A 24,802-nucleotide genomic window follows, 5' to 3' on the forward strand; every position below is an offset into this window, starting at 1 on the left:
TGGAAGAAATGTTCGCTTTAGCAGGACTTATAAAGCGCTCGCAATTTGAAGTAAATCAGCGCTATATTTAAAACTCTACACATCTTTAATAGAATAAACAAGAATTTACAGCTAATTTTATTATTTTTTATTTCTTATCAAATAATGAGAGTAAAGAGATAATATATATTATAACCAATATATAAAAAGGTGCGGTTAAAATCTTTAGGTCAATAGCTAAATAAGCAAACAATATCGGTAGACCTCCAGTAAATATTGCCATACCTAAATTTTGTGTAATAGCTAAACCACTAAACCTACGACTTTTCTTAAACCTATTTAGTACTACGCACATATAATTAGCATTAATCAAGCCATTTACAAAGGCAAAAGGAACTATAAGCACTATAGTCCAAACTAAAGATATTTTTAAAATTAGTGCTACAGCTAAAGGCACAAGCAATACTATAGCTAATACTATCCCAATACATTGAGTAGCTTTATTACCAATTTTATCAGCAACATATCCTCCTACTAGAACTGATATGGCATATACAACTATAGTTACTAGCACATAAGTTGATGTTATATTTTTATCTAAACCTAGACACTTTTGACAATACGTTGGTAGAAATACAATAAACATAGCCAGAAATACTGTACAAGATGATATTGTTAATATGGATCGTAAGAACAATCCCAAATGATTCTTCAGCAGTTCTATCAAAACTAAACCTCTTGGCTCATCTGTATCAGGGGTTAGAGTTTCATCAATTGATGAGCGCCAGAAATAACTAAAAAGTACCGCAACACCGCCAAAGCCAAAAGCTAAACGCCAACTATAGGCAAAAAACTGCTCTGTTGTTAGTACAAGGCTGAGCAAGAAATATGCTATTGATCCTAAAATCATACCAAAAGTGGCACAGAATATAACTATTGAAGTAAAGAAATTTCGTCTAGTTGATGACTGTTCATTAACTAATAATACCGCAGCTGTTAACTCACCTCCAAAAGAGAATCCTTGAATTAGTCGACATGCTGCTAATATCAAAGGAGTAAATATACCTAAAATGTTACTACTTGGTAATATAGCTATTATTAATGAAGATATTCCTATTAAAATAACCGTCCATTTAAAAGGTACTTTTCTGCCATATTTATCACCAAGGTTGCCCCAAAATATCGCGCCAATTGGTCTAGCAAAATATCCAGCTCCAAAAATAGCAAAAATTAAAATAAGTGAACTATTTAGTGATTCTTGGTGTAAGAGTGACATTGATATCTGAAAAGCAAATAAGCCAAATATATGAAAGTCAAATGTTTCAAAAGCACTACCAACACTTGAAACTATAATAGATCTAGCTCGCAAGACAAAACTCCTGTTCAGAGTAGTTTAATAAATAATCATTAAATTATAATATTAAATAAAACTTTGTAAACTATACTTAGCCTCTAGAAATTCATAAATTCCATCATCAGACCCTTCCCTACCAAGTCCAGACTCTTTAATTCCGCCAAATGGTGCTTTTTCGCTAGAGATAGCTCCTGAGTTTATACCTACCATACCATATTCAAGAGCATTTCTAACTCTTCTTATCTGGTTCATATCACTACTAAAGAAGTAGCTCGCTAAACCATATACTGTATTATTTGATCGTTGTATAACCTCATCTTCTGAATCAAAACCAAAAATACCAATAACAGGACCAAAAGTTTCTTCACAACTAACAACCATATTATCTTGCATATTATCTAAAATAGTTGGCTCGAAAAAGTTACCACCTAGCTCTAAGTTCACCTTACCACCACAAACTAATTCAGCACCTTTTTTAATAGCATCATTAACATGTGATAGAACTTTCTCTACTGCAGCATTATTAATTAAAGGACCTATTTTTACATCTTGCTCTAAACCATTACCTTGCTTAAGCCCCATAACTACTTGTTTAAGCTTTGATACAAAATCCTTTCTAATAGAATTCTGTACAAAAACCCTATTTGGTGCGATACAAACTTGACCAGCATTTCTAATCTTAGAAGCTAAAAGTCCTTGTATAGCCTTTTCCAAATCAGCTCCGTCAAATACTATAAAAGGCGCATTTCCTCCAAGCTCAAGAGATACTTTCTTGACGGTATCTGCTGCTTGTTGCATAAGAAGTTTGCCTACTCTTGTTGAGCCTGTAAAAGTTATCTTTCTAACTATGCTACTTTGTTGAAACTCTTTACCTATAGTTTTTGAATCACCACATATGACTTGTAATAAATTTTCATCTGCTCCTGCATCTACCAACAACTCTTTAACTGCAAATGCCGTTAGCGGTGTTAACTCAGCTGGTTTTAATATCACACTACAGCCTGCCGCAATAGCGGGTGCTGCTTTTCGTGTAACCATAGCAAGAGGAAAATTCCATGGAGTTATCGCGGCTACTACACCCACCGGCTGATAATCAACACGGCCTTCAGCATCTTTGATATTAGGGTCAAATACTCGTGAATCAATTCTATTTGCCTTTTCAGCATACCATCTAATAAAATTTGCCCCATACTGAACCTCTCCTTTTGATTCAGTCAACGGTTTACCGCTTTCTAATGTGATAATCTCTGCTAAATAATCAATATTTTCAATAACTAAATCATACCACCTAGATAAAATCTTTGATCTATCAATAGCAAGCTTTTCTTTAAAAACATTCTGAGTATGTTTAGAAACTAAGATACTATCTCTAACATGTTGTGTACTCTTACTTTCAAGCTGACATAAAATCTCACCTGTAGCTGGATTGATTAACTCAAAACTATTTTCCCCAGAATATGAGTACTTTTGTAAAACTCTATTTAGTAGTTTATTCATAATTTTCTCCATCTTAGTATCTTAGTACTCTAATATCTTGCTGCTGCATACCTATTGCTATTACTAGGTTGATTAAAAGTAACACCTATACAACCTGATAAGCTTATAACCAATAAAACTAAAAAAACTTTTTTCATAACTACTATGTTATTTTAGACTCTTATAAGGAAAATTATATAGATTGAATAGCAGTAATTGCAATCGTATAAGTTATATCATCAACAGTAGCACCTCTAGATAGATCATTAACAGGCTTATTTATACCTTGTAAGACTGGACCTACACTTAAAACATTAGCACTTCTTTGTACAGCTTTATAAACAGTGTTACCTGTATTTAAATCTGGAAATATAAGAACAGTTGCTTTACCTGCAACAGGACTATTAGGGGCTTTTTTATTAGCTACACTTTCTATCATAGCCGCATCATATTGTAATGGTCCATCCACTAATAACTCAGGGGCTTTTTGTTTAAGCATTTGTGTTGCTGATCTAACCTTTTCAACCTGTGCTCCAGAACCCGAGCTCCCGGTGCTATAGCTTATCATCGCAATACGTGGCTCAATATTGAATTTTTTTGCAGATTCCGCACTTTGTATAGCAATATCAACTAGTTGCTCAGCAGTTGGATCCTGATTTACCGCACAATCTCCAAAAACTACAACCTCATCCGGCATGCACATGAAAAATACCGATGATACTAGAGAAACATTAGGCTTAGTTTTAATAAGCTGTAACGCTGGTCTTAAAACATCTGCTGTCGTATGCTCAGCACCAGATACTAAACCGTCAACCTCACCTAGATATAGCATAAGTGTTGCAACGATTACTGGATTTTTAAGAGCATCTTTTGCCATACTCTCAGATAAACCTTTATGCTTACGTAATTTAACCAAGGTATCTAAATATTTAGCTTCAGCAGTATCATCAATAGTTACAACTTCAATGTCATTAGGCAAACTAAAACCATTTAGTTCTGCTACTTTATTAATCTTTTCTCTATCACCAATTAATACACATTCTGCCAATCCTTGTTCATGACAGTTCTTAGCAGCCTCTAATGTTCTTGGTTCATAACTCTCAGGTAAGATAATACGTTTTTTAGCTTTTCTTGCCATCTTCAATAAATGATATCTAAAGGCTGGCGGCGACATAACCTCTTGCTTTACCTCTTTAGATGTCAATGTAGCTATTATTCTTTCTCTATCTAATGAATTTGAAATAACTTCTTTTACCTTTTGAATTCTTTCTTTATCATCAAGAGGAATTCCTATTAAATCAATATCCGCTATTTTAAGAATAGTTTTGACACTCTTATTTTTTGTCGTAAGTATCGCAAATCCCGCTTTTTCAGCAGTCTCAATACATAGCTGTTTTACTTTTTCTTTGGGTTTTTGATAGATATATTCTTCAGCAGTTAAAATTATACCTGCTATCTTCATACCATTTTGTACAGCTAAACAAACTGCCACTAAAATATCTGAACGATCTGCCGAAGTTATTACTAATGAGTTAGGTGTAAGATCATTTACTAGATTATCAACTCCTCTAGAGCACATCATAACTTTCTTAACTCTAGCCTCTAAACTTACATTAGATAAAATATTTAAATTAAGAGTATTTTTAATATCTAAAACGCGTGGAAACGTTCTTTCTTTATTCCAATCAACAACACCTATTAAACTCAAACCCTTTTGCACAAATACAGGTAGTTGCTCAAGCTGACCTCTTGTCACATGCTTCTGCTCGTAGTTTGCGGCACTTTCATCTGTCAAACTAAAACTAACTTTACCATCACTATCATACGGAGCATTTAATTTTGTAATTATTGCACCAATTATATTTATTTTCTTTGGAATCCCTTTGACCGCGTAATCCAATTCGTCATTAATATCAGCCATTGGTTTATTACCATGATACGATGTTATTATAACATCAGCGCTCAACGCCTTTATAATTTCAAGATTTAGCTGATCAACAACAGCATTAATAGGATATAACTTATGAGAACTACTTCCTTGCCTAAACAACCCAGAGATAATCACAAAATCTGATGAGCTACACTTTTCATAAAACTTACTAAGAACAACCTCAACATAATCTTTCACACGATCATTTAGTAAATATACTTCAATCTGTTCAACAGGCATCTCCATGTCATAAATAGGATGAAAAAGTCCAACCTTAAGACCCTTTTGTTGTAACGAGTAACTCAAACCATTTGCTAAAACTCGCAAACCAGTGTGCTTCGATGTTGGTAATATAAATACAGATTTTTTCATAATATCCTCTTATATTAATTTTTGTGTATCTTGAGCTATCATCAACTCTTCATTAGTAGCTATAACCATTATGTTATAACTACTATCTGAATTGATAAATAAATCAGATTTACCGTTTTTCTCAACATCTATTTCAAAGCCAATATTATTTAATTTTGAAATAATATTCTCACGAATCTTAGCAGCGTTCTCTCCAATACCTCCAGTAAAAACAAGTGCATCAAAATCTCCAAAATAAACCATATAGCTAGCAACAAATTTAGTCACTCTATGACAAAAAATCTCTATAGCTAATTTTGCTAAATCATCTCCTTTTGCAGCTAGTTCAGAAACCTCGCGCATATCATTATGTCCACATATCCCTAAAAGACCACTTTTCTTATTAAGAGTATTTGTGATTTTAGTAATATCCCAACCAAGATTATCTGAGATATATGCAAAAATACTTGGATCTATAGCTCCTGAGCGTGTCCCCATTACTAAACCATCTAGAGGGGTTAATCCCATACTAGTATCAATACTTTTTCCATCTGCAATCGCTGTTATACTACAGCCATTACCAAGGTGAGCAACTATTACATTAGCTTTTTGTTTAGCTAATATTTTTGCTGCTTGTTGAGATACATACTTATGAGATGTTCCATGAGCCCCATATTTTCTGATATTATGATCTTGTGTAAGCTCTCTTGGTATCGCATATTCTGCAACATAATTAGGCATAGTCTGATGAAAAGCCGTATCAAAAACAGCCACCTGAGGTAAACCAGGAAATATTTGCTTACAAAAAGCAATACCCTCAATATGAGCAGGATTATGCAAAGGAGCTAAAGGAATACAATCTTTAATTTTTTGTAAAGAGTCATCATCAATTAATACAGATTCTGAGAAAAATTGCCCTCCATGAACTACCCTATGACCAATAGCAGAAACTTTCTTTAAAAAGTTGTTCTCTGATAAAAACTTTTTGAGTTCATTGAAAATATCTGAATATAAACCATTTTCAATATTTTTTTGAAACTTCTCTTTAGATTTGAAAGTAACCTTACAATTCTTACTTCCAATATTCTCAGCAAGCCCTGTTAAGAGAGACTCTGCTGTTTGTGGGTCAATAAGAGCAAATTTAACAGATGAGCTTCCACAATTTAAAACTAATATATGTGACATAAAAACAATGATTATCAATTGAATAGCAATTAATTTATATTATACAGCAGTTATTTTTGTGGAAAACTTAAAAATACTATTGACTCAAATATAAATCATTTCTTGTGGGGTTTATTTTTAATAAAATCATATCATAGAAGTAACAAAGCATAAAAAATATAAAACTAAATATCAAAAAGATGAATACCATTTTTGTTGGTCCTGAAAAAATAGCGATTAAAAAACCTATAAAAAATATTCCACCAATAAATTTACCTATTAGTAAAAATGGTTTTCTAAAAAACATCATTAAATAAAATATTATGCTCATAATAATTTTTTTCATTTATTACTCCAAGATTTTTTAATTTTAAAAGTTAAATCTTAACTATTTGTCTATATCCTTTAAGGCGCTTTTAAAATATTATTTAAATAACTCTATTTTAGTAGGCTACTTAATTTTTAGCATATTTAAACCTACATTTTAATTTATATTCAAAATCTCATAATGAGCTTAGAATGGAATATCGTCATCAAAGTTAGATGAATTAATCTCAGCAAAATCTGGCATATCATTTTGTTTCTGCTGTTGTTGCTGGTTCTGGTTGAAATTACCACTTGATTGTTGATTAAAGTTTTGATTATTTTGCTGATAATTAGGGTTAGGATTTCCTTGAGCTTGAGCATTACCACCACCAATAAACTGGAAGCTATTAGCAACGATCTCTGTGGTATACTGCATATTACCATTTTTATCTTGCCATTTATTAGTACGCAATCTACCCTCGATAAAAAGTTGAGATCCTTTACTAGCATATCTTTGGATAATCTCAGCAGTTTTACCAAATACAACAACACGATGCCATTCTGTAGTTATATTTTCACCCATACCATCATTAGTTGCGATACTCAAAGTGGCTACCATTGTACCATTTTGCGTAGTTCTTACTTCTGGATCATTACCTAATCTTCCAAGTAATATAACCTTATTAACCGTTCCTTTGGCCATTTTGATCTCCTGTATTCTTTATATAATTACACTACTACAGCTTACAGTAAAAAAACTCACCTTATAAGTTGTTTAAAATATTTTTTTTATTTTTTTCAAAATATTTATTTAATAAACGCTATGATTCATTAATCGCAAAATCTATCTCATCAAAGCTAAAACCGTTATATGCTAAGTAACTCATAGCTTTTTGTTTTAGCTTAAAATCAGACTGTAATAGATCTATATCTTTATATTTCTTTTGTAGACACCTTTTACATAACCCAAACCAGTCGATATCCAGCTCACCCAAAACATTTAAAACCAACTCTTGAGATAAACCTTTTTGATAAACTGCAGTATTTACAATCCTCTTTTTACCTCTAAGCTTAGACAACTCACTTGTTACAAACACACTAGCAAAACGCTCATCTGATAACCACCTATTCTTCTCAAATTCATCAAGTAAAGACTCTATCTCTTGTGATGAGATATTATCTCTAGTATAGAGTTTGTCAGAAAGTTGCTTTCGTGAGTAATCTTGCTTTGCAAGAAGGTAAAGAAGATAGTTTTTTTCTTTAGATAAGCTCATCTTGAGTAGCTAATTCAGGGTTTTGTGGTGCATATTTATGAGGCAATAAAAGCTCAAGTATTGCTCTTTCAATTTCATCGCGTTCTTGAGTATTTTCTTTTAGATAATCTTTGGCCTTTTCTTTTCCTTGACCAATCTTCTTACCTTTATAGCTATACCAAGCTCCAGATTTTTCTATAATATTATGTTTTGCACCTAAATCTACTAATTCGGCTTCCAGTGAAATACCTTCACCATAAATAAGCTCAAATTCTGCTTGTTTAAATGGAGGAGCTACTTTATTTTTCACAACCTTAACTTTGATCTCGTTACCGTTAATATCAGTACCGTCTTTAATTGCACCACCCTTTCTAACTTCTAAACGCACAGACGAGTAAAATTTAAGAGCATTTCCACCAGTTGTTGTTTCAGGATTACCAAACATTACACCGATTTTCATACGAATTTGGTTAATAAACATAACTAATGTATTTGAACGTTTGATATTAGCTGTTAGTTTTCTCAAAGCTTGAGACATTAGTCTTGCCTGTAGACCCATATGAGAATCACCCATATCACCTTCAATCTCAGCTTTTGGTGTCAGTGCTGCAACAGAGTCAATAACTACAATATCTACACCACCAGAACGTACAAGCATATCTGCTATTTCCAAAGCCTGCTCACCTGTGTCTGGTTGAGAAACGATTAGATTATCAACATCAACACCTAAAAGTTTGGCATACTTAGGATCTAATGCATGCTCAGCATCAACAAATGCTGCCGTACCACCTTGCTTTTGACATTGAGCAATGGCTAATAAAGTAAGTGTTGTCTTACCTGAGGATTCATGACCATATATCTCTATTATACGACCTTTTGGATATCCACCAATCCCTAATGCCACATCCAAAGCTATAACACCTGATGGCACGACCTCTATATCATGAGTAGCTTGCTGGTCTCCCAGCTTCATAACTGAACCTTTACCAAATTGTTTCTCAATCTGGGCAAGAGCTGACTCTAGAGCTTTTTCTTTACTCATAACTATATCCCTAATTTATATATTAATGCTGTTTTCCATCCATAGACTCTTTTAAAGAATCTTGGTACATAGCATCAAAGTTCACTGCAGATAAACATAACTGAGGAAAACCTCCGCTTAGCACTAAGTCTGAAACTGCTTCGCGCGCATAATGATAAAGAATATTAGGACAAAATGCCTTTTTAGCATGTTCAATTTGCTCTTCTTGCATATTTGATACTGTAAAGATACCTGCTTGTTTAACTTCTATCTCAAAAGCAGTCATCCCATCATTTTCAACTCTTATTTCAAGAGTTAAAACACTCTCATAAGTATTTTCTTCTGGAAGATTTACAGCATCAACCTTTAAATCAGTATGTAGCTCCGGTCTCCATGCTGTAGCCCAGATTTTATCAGAATTAGGTATAGAAAAAGAAAGATCTTTTACATAAACTTTTTGAATTTGAAATTGTGGTTGTTGATCCATTTTAATGATCCTTAATAATTTTTATTTCGCTAATGATTTAACTGGGTAACTAGCCTTCATCCATTCACCTAGGCCTCCACTAAGTACAAATACTTGCTCAAAACCTTCTTTACGTAGCTCTTGCATTGCTTTTTTAGCATTATCTCCATAGATCACAATAGGTTTAGCCTTATATTTAGCCAACTTGTTATGCTTTTGTGCAATTTCACCTAGCTGAATATTTTGCGCTCCTATAATATGAGCTTTTGCAAAAGCTTCTTGATCCCTTAGATCTAAATACACACCTTTACCTTTATTTACAGTCATTACTGCATCTGCAACAGATAATGAATATTGAGATTTCTTAGTTTGTGTTAGTTCAAAAACTATATATATCACTAACAGTAAGATAAAAGATAAACAAAACACTAAGTTTTGTGAAACAAAATAGCCTAAATTTTCCATACTTTAATTGTCTTTTATAATTATTTCTAAATATAAGCTAAAGATTATACATAGCTTTAGATCTAAAAAAAAGAAGCTTTTAATTTAATAAATAGATGGATTTGAAGAAAGGTGAATATTATTATTTAGATTACTGCATTTTAGCGATAACTTGCTTAGTTACATCAATGCCATTTACGTTATATAAACTCATCTCAGCAGGTAATACAGCATCGCAACCTTTATCTTTAGCAACATCGCCCGAAGCTTTAGTTAACGCATCTTTAAATGCATCTGCATCATCTGAAGCCATTTTTTGAACTTGATTCATTAGATCTTGATACTGTTGCATAGCTTTTTCAAGATCTGCTTGTGCTTGTTGCTTATCTTGGTCTTCAGTTTTGTCAGCAGTTTTTGCTTGAGACTTATCACCCTTAGCATCATCTGAAACAACATCATCTTTTTCTACTGTATATGAGTTTACTTTCTGCTGTAAAGTAGTGATTGTTTTCTTAAGCTTATCCATTTGTGGCTTTAACTTCTGCTGATCTGCTGTCACCTTTGCTTTTCCAAGAGGAGATGTCTCAAAAATATCTTGAACGTTTGCAAAACATACGCCTCCAGCCATAGCTGTTGAAGCAGAAACCATTAAACCACCAGCAATCATTGCTCCTAAAACTGTTTTTTTCATAGTTTTTCCTTATCTTTTAGTTTTATTGTTCTTTCCTTATCGATTATAGTCATGGTTTTTTTATGTTTCAATACTTATTTAAAACTAAAGCTACTCTCTGATAATGCTTTGTAATATACGCTATTACCTAATTTATTAGATACTGCTGATAGAAAATCTAACGGTTGAGTATAATCAACTACTTCTAGATTGCTCAATTTTTCTCTTCTTAACTGATCAATGGATGCAAAACCATCTACAAGACCCATTTCCTTAGCCTCTATACCACTAAAAGGAGCGCCTGAAAAGGTTGTAGCCATAGATTTATCTTTTAATCTATCTCCTCTAGACTTTTCAACTGCATCTATAAAAACTTGGTGAGTTTGATCAAGAAGTTTTTCAAATTGTTTTGTTTGACTAGGTTTTTCTGGTGAGAATGGATCTAAAAAATCTTTATTACTACCAGATGTATAAGTTCTCCTTTGGATACCTAGTTTATCCATTAGACCAGTAAAGCCAAAACCACTACCAACAACACCTATAGAGCCTGTAATTGTCATTTTATTTACGTAAATTTCTTTGGCTCCGGCAGCTATATAATACCCACCACTAGCGCAAACATCTGTACATACAGCATACATAGGTATTTTAGGGTATTTCTTCTGTAAATATCTCATGTGCATATATATATCATCTGCTTGAACAGGCGATCCTCCTGGGCTATTTATCTCAACAACAACTGCTTTTGTTAATTTACTTTCATAAGCATCATCTAAACTCTTATTTATTCTTTCTGCATTAGCTTCTGAATCAGTAGCAATAACGCCTTGAACTTTTACCAAAGCTATATGCGAAGTTAGCTCTTTTGATGATGTAAACAACCCTGGCACAATCATAATCAGAATAAGTAAAATAATTATAATCCTAATAAAGAATCTCCAACGCTTTTTACTCTGTATGTCTTTTATATGCACTTTAGCTAATTTTTCTAAAGTTTCATTCGAAATGTTATTTTCCATTTCAGCTCCATATTTGTTAATATCTACAAAATAAATTTTAAACGCATTTTAATAAAAATACATTAGCTAAATTCGGAGATAATAAAATGCCAATTCCTTTAGAAACAAAATCTAATAACTTAGGCTTAAAGAATATTCAAAAGCATATTTTTTTATGCTGTGATCAGGAAAGACAGAAATGCTGTGCTGGTGAAGTTTCGCTAAAGTCATGGGACTACTTAAAAAAGAGATTACAAGAATTAAACCTATCTCAAAATGGTCATATCTATAGATCTAAAACATACTGCTTACGAATTTGCCAAAATGGCCCTATTGCAGTAGTTCATCCTGATAATGTTTGGTATCACTCATGTACGCCAGAGGTATTAGAAGAAATTATTCAAAAGCATTTAATCAACGGCGAAGTAGTCGAAAAATACGCTTTTGCAAAAAAAGAACCTTAATTATTTTTGGCAACACCTTGTCTCTCTAAAATGACTTCTTAATTCAAGTTTTCTTTTTTCTAACAAATATAAATTATTGCTATACCTATAAACAAAGGATATGCTGAAAGTAGTTTAAGAATTTATTTCGAGCATAAGAGGTGATTTATGACTAAAAACATTAATGGTAAAAAAGTTTTTAATACAGCTAAAGACGCTACTAATGTGGCTGAATATGTTGTATCAAGGTTGGTCGATTTAGGAATAGATCATTCATTTTCAGTACCTGGAGATTTTGCATTTGCACTAGATCACGCACTTATCAACAACCCAAAACTTAATAATGTCGTAAATGCTAATGAGCTTAATGCTAGCTATGCCGCAGATGGTTTTGCCAGAGTTAATGGAGCTGCTATTTTGTGTACTACTTATGCTGTCGGTGAGTTAAGTGCTCTAAACGGTGTCATGGGTTCAAAAGCAGAAAACTTAGTTGTTTTTCACTTAGTTGGTAGCCCAAATGATGCTGCTGTTGGAAAGAAAAAACAAGTTCACCACACACTAGGTGATGGTGTTTTTGGAAATTTTTTTGATTTATCTGCTTCTGCAGCCTGTGTCTCAGCTGTTATTACTCCTGAAAATGCTCGTAGAGAAATGAATAGAGTGATAGCAGAAGCATTCAAATATCGTAAGCCTGCTTATATAAGTGTCTCACTGGGTGGAGGTAATCGTCCTGTAACAGATATAACACCAGATAATATAGACTGTAATTATCTAAAAACCGACTCACATCAGCTTGAGTTAGCTGTAAGCCTTGTGTTAGAACGCCTAAGTAAGGCTAAAAAAGTTGTTGCTATCCCTGCTGTCAAATTAGATAGATTTGGAGTAACTGAAAAGGCTACCAAACTTATAGAAAAGTTAAATATCCCTTTTGCCATTATGCCTCATGATAAGAGTGTGATATCTGAAGCACACCCTAACTATATAGGATTCTATGCTGGTTTATTATCAGACACAAATACAGCTGAAATAGTTGAAGATGCAGATCTTGTTATTAATTTAGGTGACGCGTTATGGTCTGACTTTAACACCTCTGGATTTACTAATAATTTAGATTTAGATAAGGTTCTGAACTTAGGCCCTTTATTTGTTGAAGACAAGAAAAATTATCTAACTGATGTTTATTTATCCGAACTTCTTGACGCATTACTAGAGAAAGTTGAGAGTATAAACTATAGCCCTAAATACTCTAGAATGACTATACAAGATACTCCGATAACTCAAGAGAACTTAACACTTAAAGTGCTATATTCCCAAATTTTAAAATTCTTAAAAAATACAGACAATCTTGTGGTAGAGACAGGTTCATCCTCACTTAATATGCCAAAATTACCATTACCTGAAGGTGTTAAATACCATAATCAAACTTTATGGGGCTCTATTGGCTGGGCAACACCTGCTACTCTTGGCGTAGCATTAGCTAGTCCTAATTCTAGAACAATACTAATTACAGGTGAAGGATCTCATCAACTAACACTTAATGAACTAGGAGTGATGGGCAGATATAAAATAAACCCTATTATTTTGTGCATAAATAACGATGGCTTTATGGTCGAAAGAGCGTTAGAGTTAGATCCTGACCCAAATTATGATGATATAGCTCAGTTAAACTATACACTACTGCCCAAAGCTTTTGGATGTAAGGGCTGGCTAACTATTAAAGTTCGAACAGAGCTTGAACTTGCTAATGCTCTAAAGAATGCAAGAGAGCATTCAAAAGGTGTTTACATTGAAGTTATAACCGATAAGTATGACTATGGTGAGGCTCTTGATTTTTATAATCACAACCTCAAACAAATGTATGGTGATAGCTAAAAATTAATTTATTAAAAAATAAATCTAATATCTAACTGTTATAAAGATTTACTTAAGTGAGGATAAAGCAGCACTCATAAATCTGATATAGTTCTTATAATTACCTTTATTTAACCAAAGAGTAGTTATTAGGCATATCAAAAAGATATAAATCGATAGCGTTCCTAAAAATATCCATTGCAGTATAAAAACAACTACCGGAGTCAAAGTCATTATATAAGCATTATTAATAGCTCCAATACGTAAAACACTACTTTGTGATAAAAATATTGGTATGATCATATTTAGAAAAGCTACTGATACTAAGCTTATTAATAAAGCTAAGCACGTATGTATTGAATATGCTGCTACAGGAACCTTGGCTTTAAATATTAAAAAGTACACTATACACCCTATCAAAAGTAGCCAGAACCTTGTTGATAATATATCAAGAGATGACAGCTTATTATTCCTAGCAAATTTTTCTGAAATATTAGAGTATATAAAAATTATAATTCCAGTAAAAATAGAAACTATAATAGGAATCATATTTTCTTGATAAAAAGCGAAAATAGCAAGAAATAACATTATTATAGACAATATACTATTTAGAATCTTCTTATCATAGATAGAAGCAAATAAAGCCTCACCCAATATAGATAATACTATAGCAAGAATAGGAGACCCAAAAATAGTCCCATAATATGTCCCTATCCACATTAAAGATATACATATAGACATCTTCAACCACGTTGTAAAATCATGACAAATAGCTAAATATGATCGTTTAAGACCTTTAAAGTTAGCAACATTAAAAGCTAATGCAGTAATAAATGTTGTTACTAAAAGCATAAAGGCAACATTATTATAGCTACTACCCAGATCATCAAGCCATATTAATGACACCGACATAAATAACACATATAAAAATGCTTGTATATACCCCAATATCATTGTAAAAATGCTCCTTGTCTTTCTAACTTTGAGATAATTCTAGTATCTTCATCAATATGGTCTTGATTACTAGACTCTAGTAAACACACTCCTACTAAATCCAGCACATTCTGTGTAGCTGAGTCAGATGAGTCATTAAATAAGAAGAATTCTCTGCTCTGTGACTTTAGAGCCTTTAAAAGGATATCTTTATCAATACTACTATATTTACCTTTGAAGTTCTTAAGAATATATAGCCGTATATTTTTATACTCCTGAGAACCTAAAGATGTAACACCTCCTTCAATAAGCTTGTGAATACCTAAAACCTGATCAAGGCCTTGCCTTTTTGAAGCTGCTAAGTTTAGCAATCCTCTAAGCCCCGAGATACGCATATTAAGCTCTATTAAAAATAGCTGATTAGACGAACCATCATACTTTACTTCCCAGTGCGCGGGACCATTTTTGATCTCAAAAATATCCAGTAGTTTTTTCACATAGTCAACAATAGGTTTGACTTCAGGGTCTACAGCACTTTTAATATCAACGTAGTGACACAAGAAATTACCATCCTCTACACTTTTATTATACTTACCAATAGATGTTATAATGTGACTTCCTTTAAATGAAACTGTATCTATATAATACTCTTGGCCTGAAATAAGTCCCTGTAGCAAATAACTATCAACATTTGCAAACATTGGTTTACTATTATCATTAAAATATTGATTAATTTGAGCTTTATCATAAATATTTTTTACACCGACAGATCCTCCAGAATTACTATCAGGTTTTAAAACTATATCTCTATACATATCCAGAAACTTATATGTAGACTCTACTTTCTCTTCTTTAGTTAAGTAGCTCCCTAGCTTTAACATAGGCACTGATGGCAAGCCAAAGTATTTAATATTCTCTTGCATAGCATATTTGCTATAGCGTTTCTCCGAGCTACTATGGCTATTAGCAAAATCAGGAAGGTATTTGGATAATAATTGATCCGCATAAATTACCGAGAATTCCTCATTACAAAAGGCATACTTTATATCATAGTTCTTTATAAAGTATTCAAAATTTTCCCTATCTCGTTCAAGATCATTTGCACTAAATTTAAAAGAATCAAATATAGAATAATTTATGCTACTATCATAATTTGACGTAGCTAACCCTAGTACCTTATAGCCCCAACGGCTAAACTCAGAAATTGCATATTCTATAGAAACATTTGGATCTATAATTAATATTGCTTTTTCCATTAAACCTCCTCCTTAAAATGGACATAAACACTTACACATATTATTTTATGATATTTTTAAAGAAAATATCATAAAAAATAAACATATGATTAATATGTACTTAATGAACAATATCAAAATAATTAAGATTTCTTTTAATTCAGTAAAAAACAGGAGTATAATTCATATTCAAGATCTATAGTGATATACTATAGTATAGAATCTTCGGGGCAGGGTGAAATTCCCTACCGGCGGTAAATTGTATACAGAAGCCCGCGAGCGCTTTCTATAAATATTTTAGAAAGGTCAAGCAGATTTGGTGAGAATCCAAAGCCGACAGTATAGTCTGGATGGAAGAAGATTAGTAAAACTTGTGAACCCTTTTTTGTAAGGCTTTATGTCAGTGGTATTTATTGACTTTTTGCTTCACGTCATGTTTTGCTGTCCTGCCCTAAATGTAACCAAATATTAGACGGGCAAATGAAAAATATTGATAGATATTATATGCAACAGGCTTTAATCTTGGCTAAGAGAGGCAAACTCACAGCTTCACCAAACCCAATGGTCGGTTGCATTATAGTCAAAAATGGCGCTATTATTTCTGAAGGTTGGCATTCAATAGCAGGTAAACCTCATGCTGAAATATATGCATTAATTAAAGCAGGAAGCCAAGCTAAAAACTCTACGGTATATGTAACCCTTGAACCATGTTGTCATCAAGGTAGAACTGCCCCATGCACAGAAGCTCTAATTAAAGCTGGTATTAAAAAGGTTATAGTAGCGACACTTGATCCAAACCCTAAAGTAGCGGGGAACGGTATCAAAAGGCTTAAAAGTGCTGGAATAGAAGTTAAAGTAGGACTCTTAAAAAAAGAAGCCCAACAGCTAAACAAAATATTCTTTCACTATCAAAAACATAAAACCCCTTTTGTATATGCTAAATGGGCGATGTCTTTAGATGGTAAAATAGCTGTTAATAATGGTGATTCGAAAGAAATAAGCTCCGATAAAGCCTTCATAAACACCCATCAATTACGTAATATCTGTGATGCCATATTAATTGGTAAACAAACTCTTGTTGAAGATAATCCAAGTTTAAATGTCCGCATCAATATCAATAAGATTAAGAACCCTACTAGATTTGTCCTATTCAGTAAAATTGATGAGATTGATAACAACTGGAAGATCTTAGACCAAAGCATCGCTAAAACTATTTTTGTTTGCAGTGATATCTCAGAACAGGCAAAAGCTCAACTTAATCACTTAGGAATTGAATATTGGGCATTATCGTCAAAGGATAAACAAGTTTGCTTAGAGAGCCTTCTAGAAAAAATGGGAAATATGGGCCTAACAAGCCTTCTTGTAGAAGGTGGTAAAAAGACCCTTGAGAACTTCATCAATAATAAGCTTGTAAATGAATTTGATACTTACCTAAGTCCGGTAATAATAGCTAACCACAATCCTAAAGAACAATTATCTTTTAACAAGGTAACTAAATTAGGTAGTGATTTGCTTATAAATTCTAGTTTTAAGGAAAATAAAAATGTTTAGCGGTATAGTACAACAATTAGGTGAAATAAAAAAAATTTCTACCGATAAAAATGTTAAGACTTTTGAAATAGCCTTTAGCAATAGTCAAAAATGTAAAATAGGTGATAGCGTAGCAATAAATGGGGTTTGCTTAACCGTTACGCAACTAAAAGATAATGATATAGCTAGTTTTGATGCTGTCCCTGAAACTCTAGAAAAAACAAATTTAGACCAGCTAGTGCTTGGTGATTTAGTAAATACAGAACTTGCTATTTGCTATGGTGATGTTGTTGGTGGACATATGGTTCAAGGCCATGTCGATGAAAAAGGGATAATTAAGAGCATTACAGATGTTGGTGGGGCTTGGATAATTGAAGTATCCGCTTCAATGAACTTCCTTAAGTATTTAGTAAATAAAGGATTTGTAACTATTGATGGTATGAGTATAACTGTTGTTGAAGTTTTAGATAAATCTTTCACTATTACACTTATCCCTCATACTATTGATGCAACTATTGCAAAAGATTATATACAAGGCTCTATTGTAAACCTTGAAGCAGATGCCACAGGAAAATATATTTATAAGTATATAAAAGGATTTAAAGAAAATGTTTAAACAAATAAAAGACAATATTGAAAAAGCTATTAAAGCTCTTAAGCAAGGTACTCCGGTTATAGTGCTTGATGACTATGATCGTGAAAATGAAGGAGATATGATATTACCTGGCCAGAAAGCAAATGAAGAAAATATTGCTTTTATGTTAGAGCATACAAGTGGTATTGTATGTTTATCTATGGATTCAAAGCAGGCAAACCAATTAAACTTATCACCAATGGTTGCTGCTGATAAAAACAACAGCACATTCTCAACACCTTTCACAATAACAATAGAAGCTAAAGAAGGTGTAACAACAGGTGTATCTGCAAAAGATAGAGCGCATACTATTCAAGTAGCCTCAAACCCTAACGCTAAAGCTAATGAATTAGCTCGTCCTGGACATGTTTTCCCGCTTATTGCAAATGATAAAGGTGTTTTAGGGCGCAATGGCCATACTGAAGCAGCTGTAGATCTTATGAAGCTTAGTGGTTTTAATAGTGCCGGTGTTTTGTGTGAGCTTATGAACAAAGATGGCTCTATGATGAAGGCTCAACAACTTGAAGAGTTTGCAAAAATGCATGACCTGCCTCTTTTAACTATTGCTGAACTATATCAATATCGCTTAGCCACTGAAACTTTTATTGAAAAGGCTGCTAGTTCTATAATCCCTTTTGATCAGATTGGTGAGCTTGAAATGAGCGTATACAAAGATAAATTCAACAATGAAGAAGTTGTAGTATTATCAAAACCTTATAAGGGCGACAAGCCTCTCGTAAGAATGCACTCTTCATGTATAACAGGAGATCTTTTTGGGTCACTGCGTTGTGACTGCCAAGCACAATTAAAAAAAGCTATGCAAATGATTAGTGAAGAAGGAGGGTTCTTAATATACCTGGATCAAGAAGGTAGAGGTATTGGCTTAACAAATAAACTAAAAGCATATAACCTACAAATGCACGAAAACATGGATACTATTGAAGCAAATGTTGCTTTAGGTTTACCTATTGATGCTAGAAAATATGATTTAGCAATACAGGTTTTAAAGTATAATAAAATTGATAGTTGCAGACTCATCTCGAACAATCCAAAGAAAATAAATGCCTTGGAAACTGTTGGAATATATGCAGAACCTGTAGCTTGTGAAGCTTTTGTGAACTCTCACAACAAAGGTTACTTAATGACTAAAAAAGATAAGATGAAACACTCTATTAAAGGACTGTAAGGAATAGATATGAAAAAATTAGCAATTGTTGTAAGTGAATTTAACTCTTTAATCACTGATAAAATGTTAGAAGGAGCTTTGGAAGAGGCTTACTCTCAGGGGCTAAAAGATAGTCAAATATATATCAACAAAGTTCCTGGAGCTGTTGAACTTCCGTATGCGGCTAAACTTTTAGCTGAAACAGGAAAGTTTGATGCTATAGTTTTGCTAGGTTGTGTAATCCGTGGAGCTACAGATCACTATGATTACGTATGCGATCAAGTGAGCTATGGTACTCAAGAAGTTATGCTTGCATATAATTTACCAGTAATCTTTGGTATATTAACTACGCATAATAAAGAGCAAGCCCTAGAAAGAGTTGGTGGTAAAAAAGGCCACAAAGGTAAGTATTGCGTCCAGGCAGCTTTAACTATGGCAAAACTGAAAAAAAGTATTAGTGAAGAGCTTTAGTAAAAACCTTACCATTATTTCTAGCCGCGTGTAACTAACAAAAAATTACCAATCATCCTGAACTTGATTCAATATTTATACAATATATACTTACAATGATATGTTGAAAAATTCAGCATGACGGTTTTTATAATAAGTAAAGAGATAAGCTATCTTTAGCTTCAACGATAAATATAAATTAAATATATGGAGCATAACAAATGCCTTTAGAGATCTTAAAATATCCTCACCCTGTCTTAAAAGAGGTTGCTGAAGAAGTAAAGAGTGAAGAGATAAATGATCAACTCCGTGAGACACTAAATGAAATGCGAGATATGATGCTTGAGGCTAATGGTGCTGGATTAGCAGCTATACAGGTAGGCATCAAAAAGAGATTTTTTATAATGTTTGATAATCTAGATGACTCTTCTCCTGAGATTATAGCTATTATAAACCCTAAAATAATAGAGCAAGATGGTGAGGTAATTGATGAAGAGGGTTGTTTATCATTTCCGGGAGTCTCTGCAAAAGTAAAAAGAGCAACAAATGTCAAAATATCCGCCTTAAATGAGTTTGGTGAAGAAGTTATAATTCAGAAAGATGGTTTCCTAGCTCGATGTATCCAGCATGAGATAGACCACCTTAACGGAATTACTTTTTTTGATCACCTTGGCTCTCTTAAAAGAAAGATGATTGAAAAAAAATATAAAAAACTTATGAAAGAAAACTCTCAAGTATAGTTTTTTTAAAAATTTTGGTGAACAAAGCTTTACTTTTCATAGTAACTCTAGGCAAAATATTTCTTGTATAAGTGTAAAAACGGATTTTAATATGCGCAATATTTTTAAAAAAACATCATTACTATTATTTGTTCTGTTAATAGCTTCTTGTGGAATGCTAACTGGGGACAAATTTGTATATGTAGGTCACGGTAAAAACACCCCTGACTATCAGTTATATTATGATAAAACTCGTAAAATGTTTGTCCTGATAGATAAACGAAATGGATGCTTCCAAAAAGATGATACAGGAACATGTTTTGCCCTATCTTTACAACAAGCAAGAGAGTTTAGAAAAAAAGTATTGGTTAAAATGATTGAGATAGATCTAAAACTTGCTAAAGACAACTATGGTAGTTACGCTATCCATGAACTACAAAAAGCTGGGATTACTACAGTTAATAAACCTATTAAGATTAAAGATGTTTACGCTACTCCTATCAGACAAATTGTTATTGATAGAAAGCAACAATATCACCTAGTTAGACAAAAATACAAAGTACAGGCTAATCTTGTAGCAATGGTTACATCAGATAATGATGGTAAAAAACGCATAAAAGTTGCTTATACCGTTGACTTCCCAGGTCTAGAGAAGCGTTATGGTACAGAGCTTAGACCATTTGTCATCGATCCTGAATATTTATACACTCATATGACTATAGATACAGTTCATGAAGCTCACTATATGCAAAAAGATGTATTAAGTAACCAAAAGCAAGTTAAAAAAGAAATTGCTGATTATCTTAATGAAGTTGTAGATCAAGATAAAAAAGCAAATACTAGTAGCAACCCTGAAGAGAGTATTGCTAGCCAAATAGCTTCTCAAGACAGTGATATAGTAACGGACAATGATCTTCAAAATAGCGGTAGCTCTACTACTACAAATGTAAATTCAGGAAGTACTACAGCTGTTTCTTCTAGCTCAACAACAACTAGTAACTTTACTACTGAAAAACTAGACAATGAAAGTAACAACGCTAGTAATACTCCTTCCACAAGCAAAGTAAGTAGTGGTAGTTCAGTAGTAACCAGCACAGATGATAGTAGTGACAAGTTTGGATCAGTAAAGCAAAAGAACTCTTCTATAATGGACAAACTTGATAGTGAGTAATATTAAATAAGTATAACCAAATATTATTTATATTTCTAATCTTCTTAAACTATAATACCTCCTCCAAGACACACATCTTCATTATAAAAAACTACTGATTGACCTGGAGTGATAGCTCTTTGAGATTGGTCAAATATTACCTTAACTGAACCATCTAACATTACAGATACTTCACAAGACTGATCTTTCTGCCTATAGCGAACTTTAGCCTTACATTTAAACTTATTTGCAGGAGGGTGTCCTGCTACCCAGCTTAAATCAATTGCCTCTAAAGAATCTCTAAAGAGCATCGGATGATCATGACCTTGTACTGCGATAAGAACATTATTCTCTAAATCTTTTTTTGCAGCAAACCATGGCACTTCTGGACGATTTTTAACACCCCCAATACCTAAACCTTGCCTTTGTCCGATTGTGTAATACATAAGTCCATCATGCTGACGAATTTTAATGCCATTTTCATCATGAATCTCGCCTTTTTGAGCTGGTAGATATTTAGATAAAAACTCCTTAAATTTACGTTCACCAATAAAACATATACCTGTACTATCTTTTTTATCAAATGTAACAAGGTTATTCTCTTTTGCTATTTGACGAACTTTTTCTTTTTCAATATCCCCTATTGGGAATATTGTTTGTTTTAATTGCTCTTGACCAAGAGTGTATAAGAAATATGTTTGATCTTTATTATCATCCAACCCTTTAACAAGCTGTACAGAACCATCTTCTAAGACGCGTGTACGAGCATAATGACCAGTAGCTATATAATCACCACCGAGAAGATGAACATAGCTTAGAAAAGCTTTAAACTTGATTTCTTTATTACATAGAATATCCGGATTTGGTGTTCTACCTGCTTTATATTCCACTAGGAAATGTTCAAAGACATTATCCCAGTACTCTGCGGCAAAGTTGATCTTCTTAAAAGGAATGCCTATAGAATCACAAACTGCTTGAGCATCAGCAATATCTTGCTCAGCCGAACAAAACTCTTCTGTATCATCCTCTTCCCAGTTTTTCATAAAAACACCAGTTACATCATAGCCCTGCTGCTTAAGTAGCAAAGCTGAAACTGAGGAGTCAACTCCACCCGAGATACCTACTATTATTTTTTTAGACATAAAATACTCTTATAAATACTTATTGATACAAATTATATATTAAACATGGTAATCATTACAAAATATGCTAATAAAATTTATATTCTTAAAAAGTAGCATTGTTCAAAAGACTGTGAAATAAAAAATTTAGTTTAGAAATAAATGGGATTAAATTAAGATTATTTCTTTAATACAGACAAGAAAGCTTCCTGAGGAATTTCAACTGAACCAATATTTTTCATTCTCTTTTTACCCTCTTTCTGCTTCTCTAGAAGTTTTTTCTTACGTGAAACATCACCACCATAACATTTTGCTAAGACATTTTTACGTAAAGCTTTAACTGTACTTCTAGCAACTATAGTACCACCTACAGCAGCCTGGATAGCTACTTCAAACATCTGTCTTGGGATAAGCTCTTTTAACCTTTCAACTAGCTCTCGCCCTTTGTACTTAGCTTGATCCTTATGCACAATACTTGCTAGAGCATCAACCTTATCACCATTTATAAGCACGTCTAGACGCACCATATTTGCTGCTTCATAACGAACAAGTTCATAATCTAATGAGCCATATCCTTTAGTCACAGATTTTAAAGTATCAAAGAAATCTGAAACAACCTCTATCATCGGTAAATCATAAGTTATTGAAACCTGATTACCAACGTAATTTAAATCAACCTGTACACCCCTTTTCTCAACACAGATAGTTATTACACTACCGACATAATCTTTTGGCACAAGAATATTAGCTCGTACAATTGGCTCATGTATCTCTGCGATTGCGCCGGGCTCTGGTAGTTTAGCTGGATTATCGACTTCAACCATTTCACCATCTTTCTTAACTGCCTTGTAGACAACAGTTGGTGCTGAAGTGATTAAATCAAGATTATATTCTCTTTCTAATCTTTCCTGGATAATCTCCATATGTAGCATGCCTAAGAAACCACACCTAAAACCAAATCCAAGGGCTTGAGATACCTCTGGCTCAAAAAATAATGAAGCATCATTTAGACTCAGTTTATCTAGAGCTTCTCTAAAATCTGGATAGTCATCCGAACTTATGGTAAACATCCCTGCATAAACCTGTGGTTGTACCTTCTTAAACCCTGGTACTGGCTTATCTGTAGGATTATGGGTATGTGTAAGAGTATCACCAACAGGAGCACCATGAATATCTTTTATACCAGCAATAATAAAACCAACCTCTCCTGCCTTTAAATGATCAAGATCTTTCATCTTCGGTGTAAATACACCGACTCTATCCACCTGATAAGAAACTCCCGTTGACATAACCTTGAATTTCTCACCTTTCTTCAAAGTACCATTTTTAATTCTAACTAATGAGACGACTCCTAAGTAATTATCAAACCATGAATCAATAATCAAAGCTTGCAGCTTATCATTAACATTACCCTGTGGTGCTGGAACTTTAGCAACGATTGTTTCTAGTACATCCTCTACACCTATACCAGTTTTTGCACTACAAGTAGTCGCACCAGTTGCGTCAATACCAATGATCTCCTCAATCTCTTCTGCTACCCTATCAGGTTCAGCAGATGGAAGATCTATCTTATTTAATATTGGAATCACTTCTAAATCTTGCTCGATAGCTGTATAGCAATTAGCAACAGTTTGCGCTTCAACACCTTGAGCAGCATCTACAACAAGCAGAGCTCCTTCACAAGCAGCTAATGAGCGTGAAACTTCGTATGAGAAATCAACATGCCCTGGAGTATCAATAAAGTTAAGTTGATATGTTTGCCCATCTCTACCTGTGTAATCTAAAGTTACAGATTGAGCCTTGATCGTAATACCTCTCTCTCTTTCTATATCCATAGAATCAAGAACCTGTTCTTTCATTTCACGCTCTGTTAAACCATTACAAACTTGGATGAATCTATCTGAGAGAGTCGATTTACCATGGTCAATATGTGCTATTATTGAGAAATTTCTAATATTTTTCATATATGTGTATACTTTATCGGTTACGGTTATTTACTGAATTTATAAATCTAGCTAACTATTATGCTACAAAATGATGTTAAAATGTAGTAATAGTGATATTTAATAACTAATATTGATTAATTATCTTATATTTTTTATTGACAAAAAAGCGTAATGTATGCAAAATACTTTAGCTATTATATTTATATATTTGTG

24 protein-coding genes and 1 riboswitch are annotated in these 24,802 nt (G+C 33.2%); of the genes, 8 read left to right on the plus strand and 16 right to left on the minus strand.

Features of this window, described 5'->3' with window-relative positions:
- Nucleotides 1-127 precede the first annotated feature (127 nt).
- The 12 genes from F3D62_RS05260 to F3D62_RS05315 form a co-directional block, all read right to left on the minus strand.
- Complete coding sequence (locus F3D62_RS05260; RefSeq protein ID WP_150467201.1) at nucleotides 128-1,348, minus strand: MFS transporter; 1,221 nt, start codon at nucleotides 1,346-1,348, stop codon at nucleotides 128-130.
- 51 nt (nucleotides 1,349-1,399) lie between these two features.
- Complete coding sequence (locus tag F3D62_RS05265) at nucleotides 1,400-2,830, minus strand: NAD-dependent succinate-semialdehyde dehydrogenase (protein WP_224732645.1); 1,431 nt, start codon at nucleotides 2,828-2,830, stop codon at nucleotides 1,400-1,402.
- Nucleotides 2,831-3,002: 172 nt separating this feature from the next.
- Nucleotides 3,003-5,111: a phosphate acetyltransferase gene (pta, locus tag F3D62_RS05270; protein WP_150467202.1), complete on the minus strand. Its 2,109-nt coding sequence runs from the start codon at nucleotides 5,109-5,111 to the stop codon at nucleotides 3,003-3,005.
- Between the two features lie 9 nt (nucleotides 5,112-5,120).
- Entirely contained in the window at nucleotides 5,121-6,275 is a 1,155-nt protein-coding gene (locus F3D62_RS05275; protein ID WP_150467203.1) for an acetate/propionate family kinase, read from the minus strand.
- Nucleotides 6,276-6,351: 76 nt separating this feature from the next.
- Nucleotides 6,352-6,600 carry a hypothetical protein gene (locus F3D62_RS05280; protein WP_150467204.1) on the minus strand — a complete coding sequence of 83 codons (249 nt, stop codon included), beginning with the start codon at nucleotides 6,598-6,600 and terminating at the stop codon, nucleotides 6,352-6,354.
- 168 nt (nucleotides 6,601-6,768) lie between these two features.
- The gene (locus F3D62_RS05285; protein ID WP_150467205.1) at nucleotides 6,769-7,263 is read right to left on the minus strand and encodes a single-stranded DNA-binding protein; all 495 of its coding nucleotides are present in this window, start codon (nucleotides 7,261-7,263) and stop codon (nucleotides 6,769-6,771) included.
- Nucleotides 7,264-7,381: 118 nt separating this feature from the next.
- Nucleotides 7,382-7,834 carry a regulatory protein RecX gene (locus F3D62_RS05290; protein ID WP_150467206.1) on the minus strand — a complete coding sequence of 151 codons (453 nt, stop codon included), beginning with the start codon at nucleotides 7,832-7,834 and terminating at the stop codon, nucleotides 7,382-7,384.
- Entirely contained in the window at nucleotides 7,821-8,855 is a 1,035-nt protein-coding gene (gene recA, locus F3D62_RS05295) for a recombinase RecA (RefSeq protein ID WP_150467207.1), read from the minus strand. Before recA ends, F3D62_RS05290 begins: the two co-directional genes overlap by 14 nt.
- Before the next feature lie 22 nt (nucleotides 8,856-8,877).
- The gene (gene secB, locus F3D62_RS05300; RefSeq protein WP_150467208.1) at nucleotides 8,878-9,321 is read right to left on the minus strand and encodes a protein-export chaperone SecB; all 444 of its coding nucleotides are present in this window, start codon (nucleotides 9,319-9,321) and stop codon (nucleotides 8,878-8,880) included.
- A 21-nt stretch (nucleotides 9,322-9,342) separates the two neighbouring features.
- Nucleotides 9,343-9,765, minus strand: coding sequence for a rhodanese-like domain-containing protein (locus F3D62_RS05305; RefSeq protein WP_150467209.1), 423 nt, complete (start codon nucleotides 9,763-9,765; stop codon nucleotides 9,343-9,345).
- A 130-nt stretch (nucleotides 9,766-9,895) separates the two neighbouring features.
- Nucleotides 9,896-10,435, minus strand: coding sequence for an OmpH family outer membrane protein (locus tag F3D62_RS05310; RefSeq protein WP_150467210.1), 540 nt, complete (start codon nucleotides 10,433-10,435; stop codon nucleotides 9,896-9,898).
- Between the two features lie 74 nt (nucleotides 10,436-10,509).
- Nucleotides 10,510-11,433, minus strand: a complete 924-nt coding sequence (locus tag F3D62_RS05315; protein ID WP_150467211.1) for a S49 family peptidase — start codon at nucleotides 11,431-11,433, stop codon at nucleotides 10,510-10,512.
- A gap of 86 nt (nucleotides 11,434-11,519) precedes the next feature.
- On the opposite strand from F3D62_RS05315, the gene F3D62_RS05320 reads away from it, so the two are divergent.
- Complete coding sequence (locus F3D62_RS05320) at nucleotides 11,520-11,876, plus strand: (2Fe-2S) ferredoxin domain-containing protein (RefSeq protein WP_150467212.1); 357 nt, start codon at nucleotides 11,520-11,522, stop codon at nucleotides 11,874-11,876.
- Nucleotides 11,877-12,023: 147 nt separating this feature from the next.
- Nucleotides 12,024-13,727, plus strand: a complete 1,704-nt coding sequence (locus tag F3D62_RS05325) for an alpha-keto acid decarboxylase family protein (RefSeq protein WP_150467213.1) — start codon at nucleotides 12,024-12,026, stop codon at nucleotides 13,725-13,727.
- Nucleotides 13,728-13,775: 48 nt separating this feature from the next.
- On the opposite strand, the gene F3D62_RS05330 is transcribed toward F3D62_RS05325, so the two are convergent.
- Together F3D62_RS05330 and F3D62_RS05335 are read right to left on the minus strand one after the other, a co-directional pair.
- Complete coding sequence (locus tag F3D62_RS05330) at nucleotides 13,776-14,660, minus strand: hypothetical protein (RefSeq protein ID WP_150467214.1); 885 nt, start codon at nucleotides 14,658-14,660, stop codon at nucleotides 13,776-13,778.
- Nucleotides 14,657-15,895: an ATP-grasp domain-containing protein gene (locus F3D62_RS05335; RefSeq protein WP_150467215.1), complete on the minus strand. Its 1,239-nt coding sequence runs from the start codon at nucleotides 15,893-15,895 to the stop codon at nucleotides 14,657-14,659. Before F3D62_RS05335 ends, F3D62_RS05330 begins: the two co-directional genes overlap by 4 nt.
- Nucleotides 15,896-16,091: 196 nt before the next feature.
- Nucleotides 16,092-16,240, plus strand: a riboswitch (FMN riboswitch).
- A gap of 114 nt (nucleotides 16,241-16,354) precedes the next feature.
- Here F3D62_RS05335 and ribD point away from each other — a divergent pair.
- The 6 genes from ribD to F3D62_RS05365 all read left to right on the plus strand — a co-directional run bounded on the left by ribD (nucleotide 16,355) and on the right by F3D62_RS05365 (nucleotide 21,543).
- Nucleotides 16,355-17,425, plus strand: coding sequence for a bifunctional diaminohydroxyphosphoribosylaminopyrimidine deaminase/5-amino-6-(5-phosphoribosylamino)uracil reductase RibD (gene ribD / locus F3D62_RS05340; RefSeq protein WP_150467216.1), 1,071 nt, complete (start codon nucleotides 16,355-16,357; stop codon nucleotides 17,423-17,425).
- Complete coding sequence (locus tag F3D62_RS05345; RefSeq protein WP_150467217.1) at nucleotides 17,418-18,020, plus strand: riboflavin synthase; 603 nt, start codon at nucleotides 17,418-17,420, stop codon at nucleotides 18,018-18,020. The genes ribD and F3D62_RS05345 overlap by 8 nt, the downstream gene beginning before the upstream one ends.
- Nucleotides 18,013-19,224 carry a 3,4-dihydroxy-2-butanone-4-phosphate synthase gene (ribB, locus tag F3D62_RS05350; RefSeq protein WP_150467218.1) on the plus strand — a complete coding sequence of 404 codons (1,212 nt, stop codon included), beginning with the start codon at nucleotides 18,013-18,015 and terminating at the stop codon, nucleotides 19,222-19,224. Before F3D62_RS05345 ends, ribB begins: the two co-directional genes overlap by 8 nt.
- Nucleotides 19,225-19,233: 9 nt before the next feature.
- On the plus strand, nucleotides 19,234-19,674 hold the full coding sequence (gene ribH / locus F3D62_RS05355) for a 6,7-dimethyl-8-ribityllumazine synthase (RefSeq protein ID WP_150467219.1): 441 nt from the start codon (nucleotides 19,234-19,236) through the stop codon (nucleotides 19,672-19,674).
- Nucleotides 19,675-19,874: 200 nt separating this feature from the next.
- Nucleotides 19,875-20,393: a peptide deformylase gene (gene def / locus F3D62_RS05360; protein WP_150467220.1), complete on the plus strand. Its 519-nt coding sequence runs from the start codon at nucleotides 19,875-19,877 to the stop codon at nucleotides 20,391-20,393.
- Nucleotides 20,394-20,484: 91 nt separating this feature from the next.
- The gene (locus F3D62_RS05365; protein WP_411961313.1) at nucleotides 20,485-21,543 is read left to right on the plus strand and encodes a hypothetical protein; all 1,059 of its coding nucleotides are present in this window, start codon (nucleotides 20,485-20,487) and stop codon (nucleotides 21,541-21,543) included.
- 44 nt (nucleotides 21,544-21,587) lie between these two features.
- Here the strand turns inward: F3D62_RS05365 and mnmA are convergent, their stop codons facing one another.
- Both mnmA and lepA read right to left on the minus strand, forming a co-directional pair.
- Entirely contained in the window at nucleotides 21,588-22,664 is a 1,077-nt protein-coding gene (gene mnmA, locus F3D62_RS05370; RefSeq protein ID WP_150467221.1) for a tRNA 2-thiouridine(34) synthase MnmA, read from the minus strand.
- Nucleotides 22,665-22,822: 158 nt separating this feature from the next.
- Nucleotides 22,823-24,607 carry a translation elongation factor 4 gene (gene lepA / locus F3D62_RS05375; protein WP_150467222.1) on the minus strand — a complete coding sequence of 595 codons (1,785 nt, stop codon included), beginning with the start codon at nucleotides 24,605-24,607 and terminating at the stop codon, nucleotides 22,823-22,825.
- Between the last annotated feature and the right edge of the window lie 195 nt (nucleotides 24,608-24,802).

The organism is Francisella sp. SYW-9, assembly GCF_008711465.1.
In the GTDB taxonomy this organism is placed as follows: Bacteria; Pseudomonadota; Gammaproteobacteria; order Francisellales; family Francisellaceae; genus Francisella.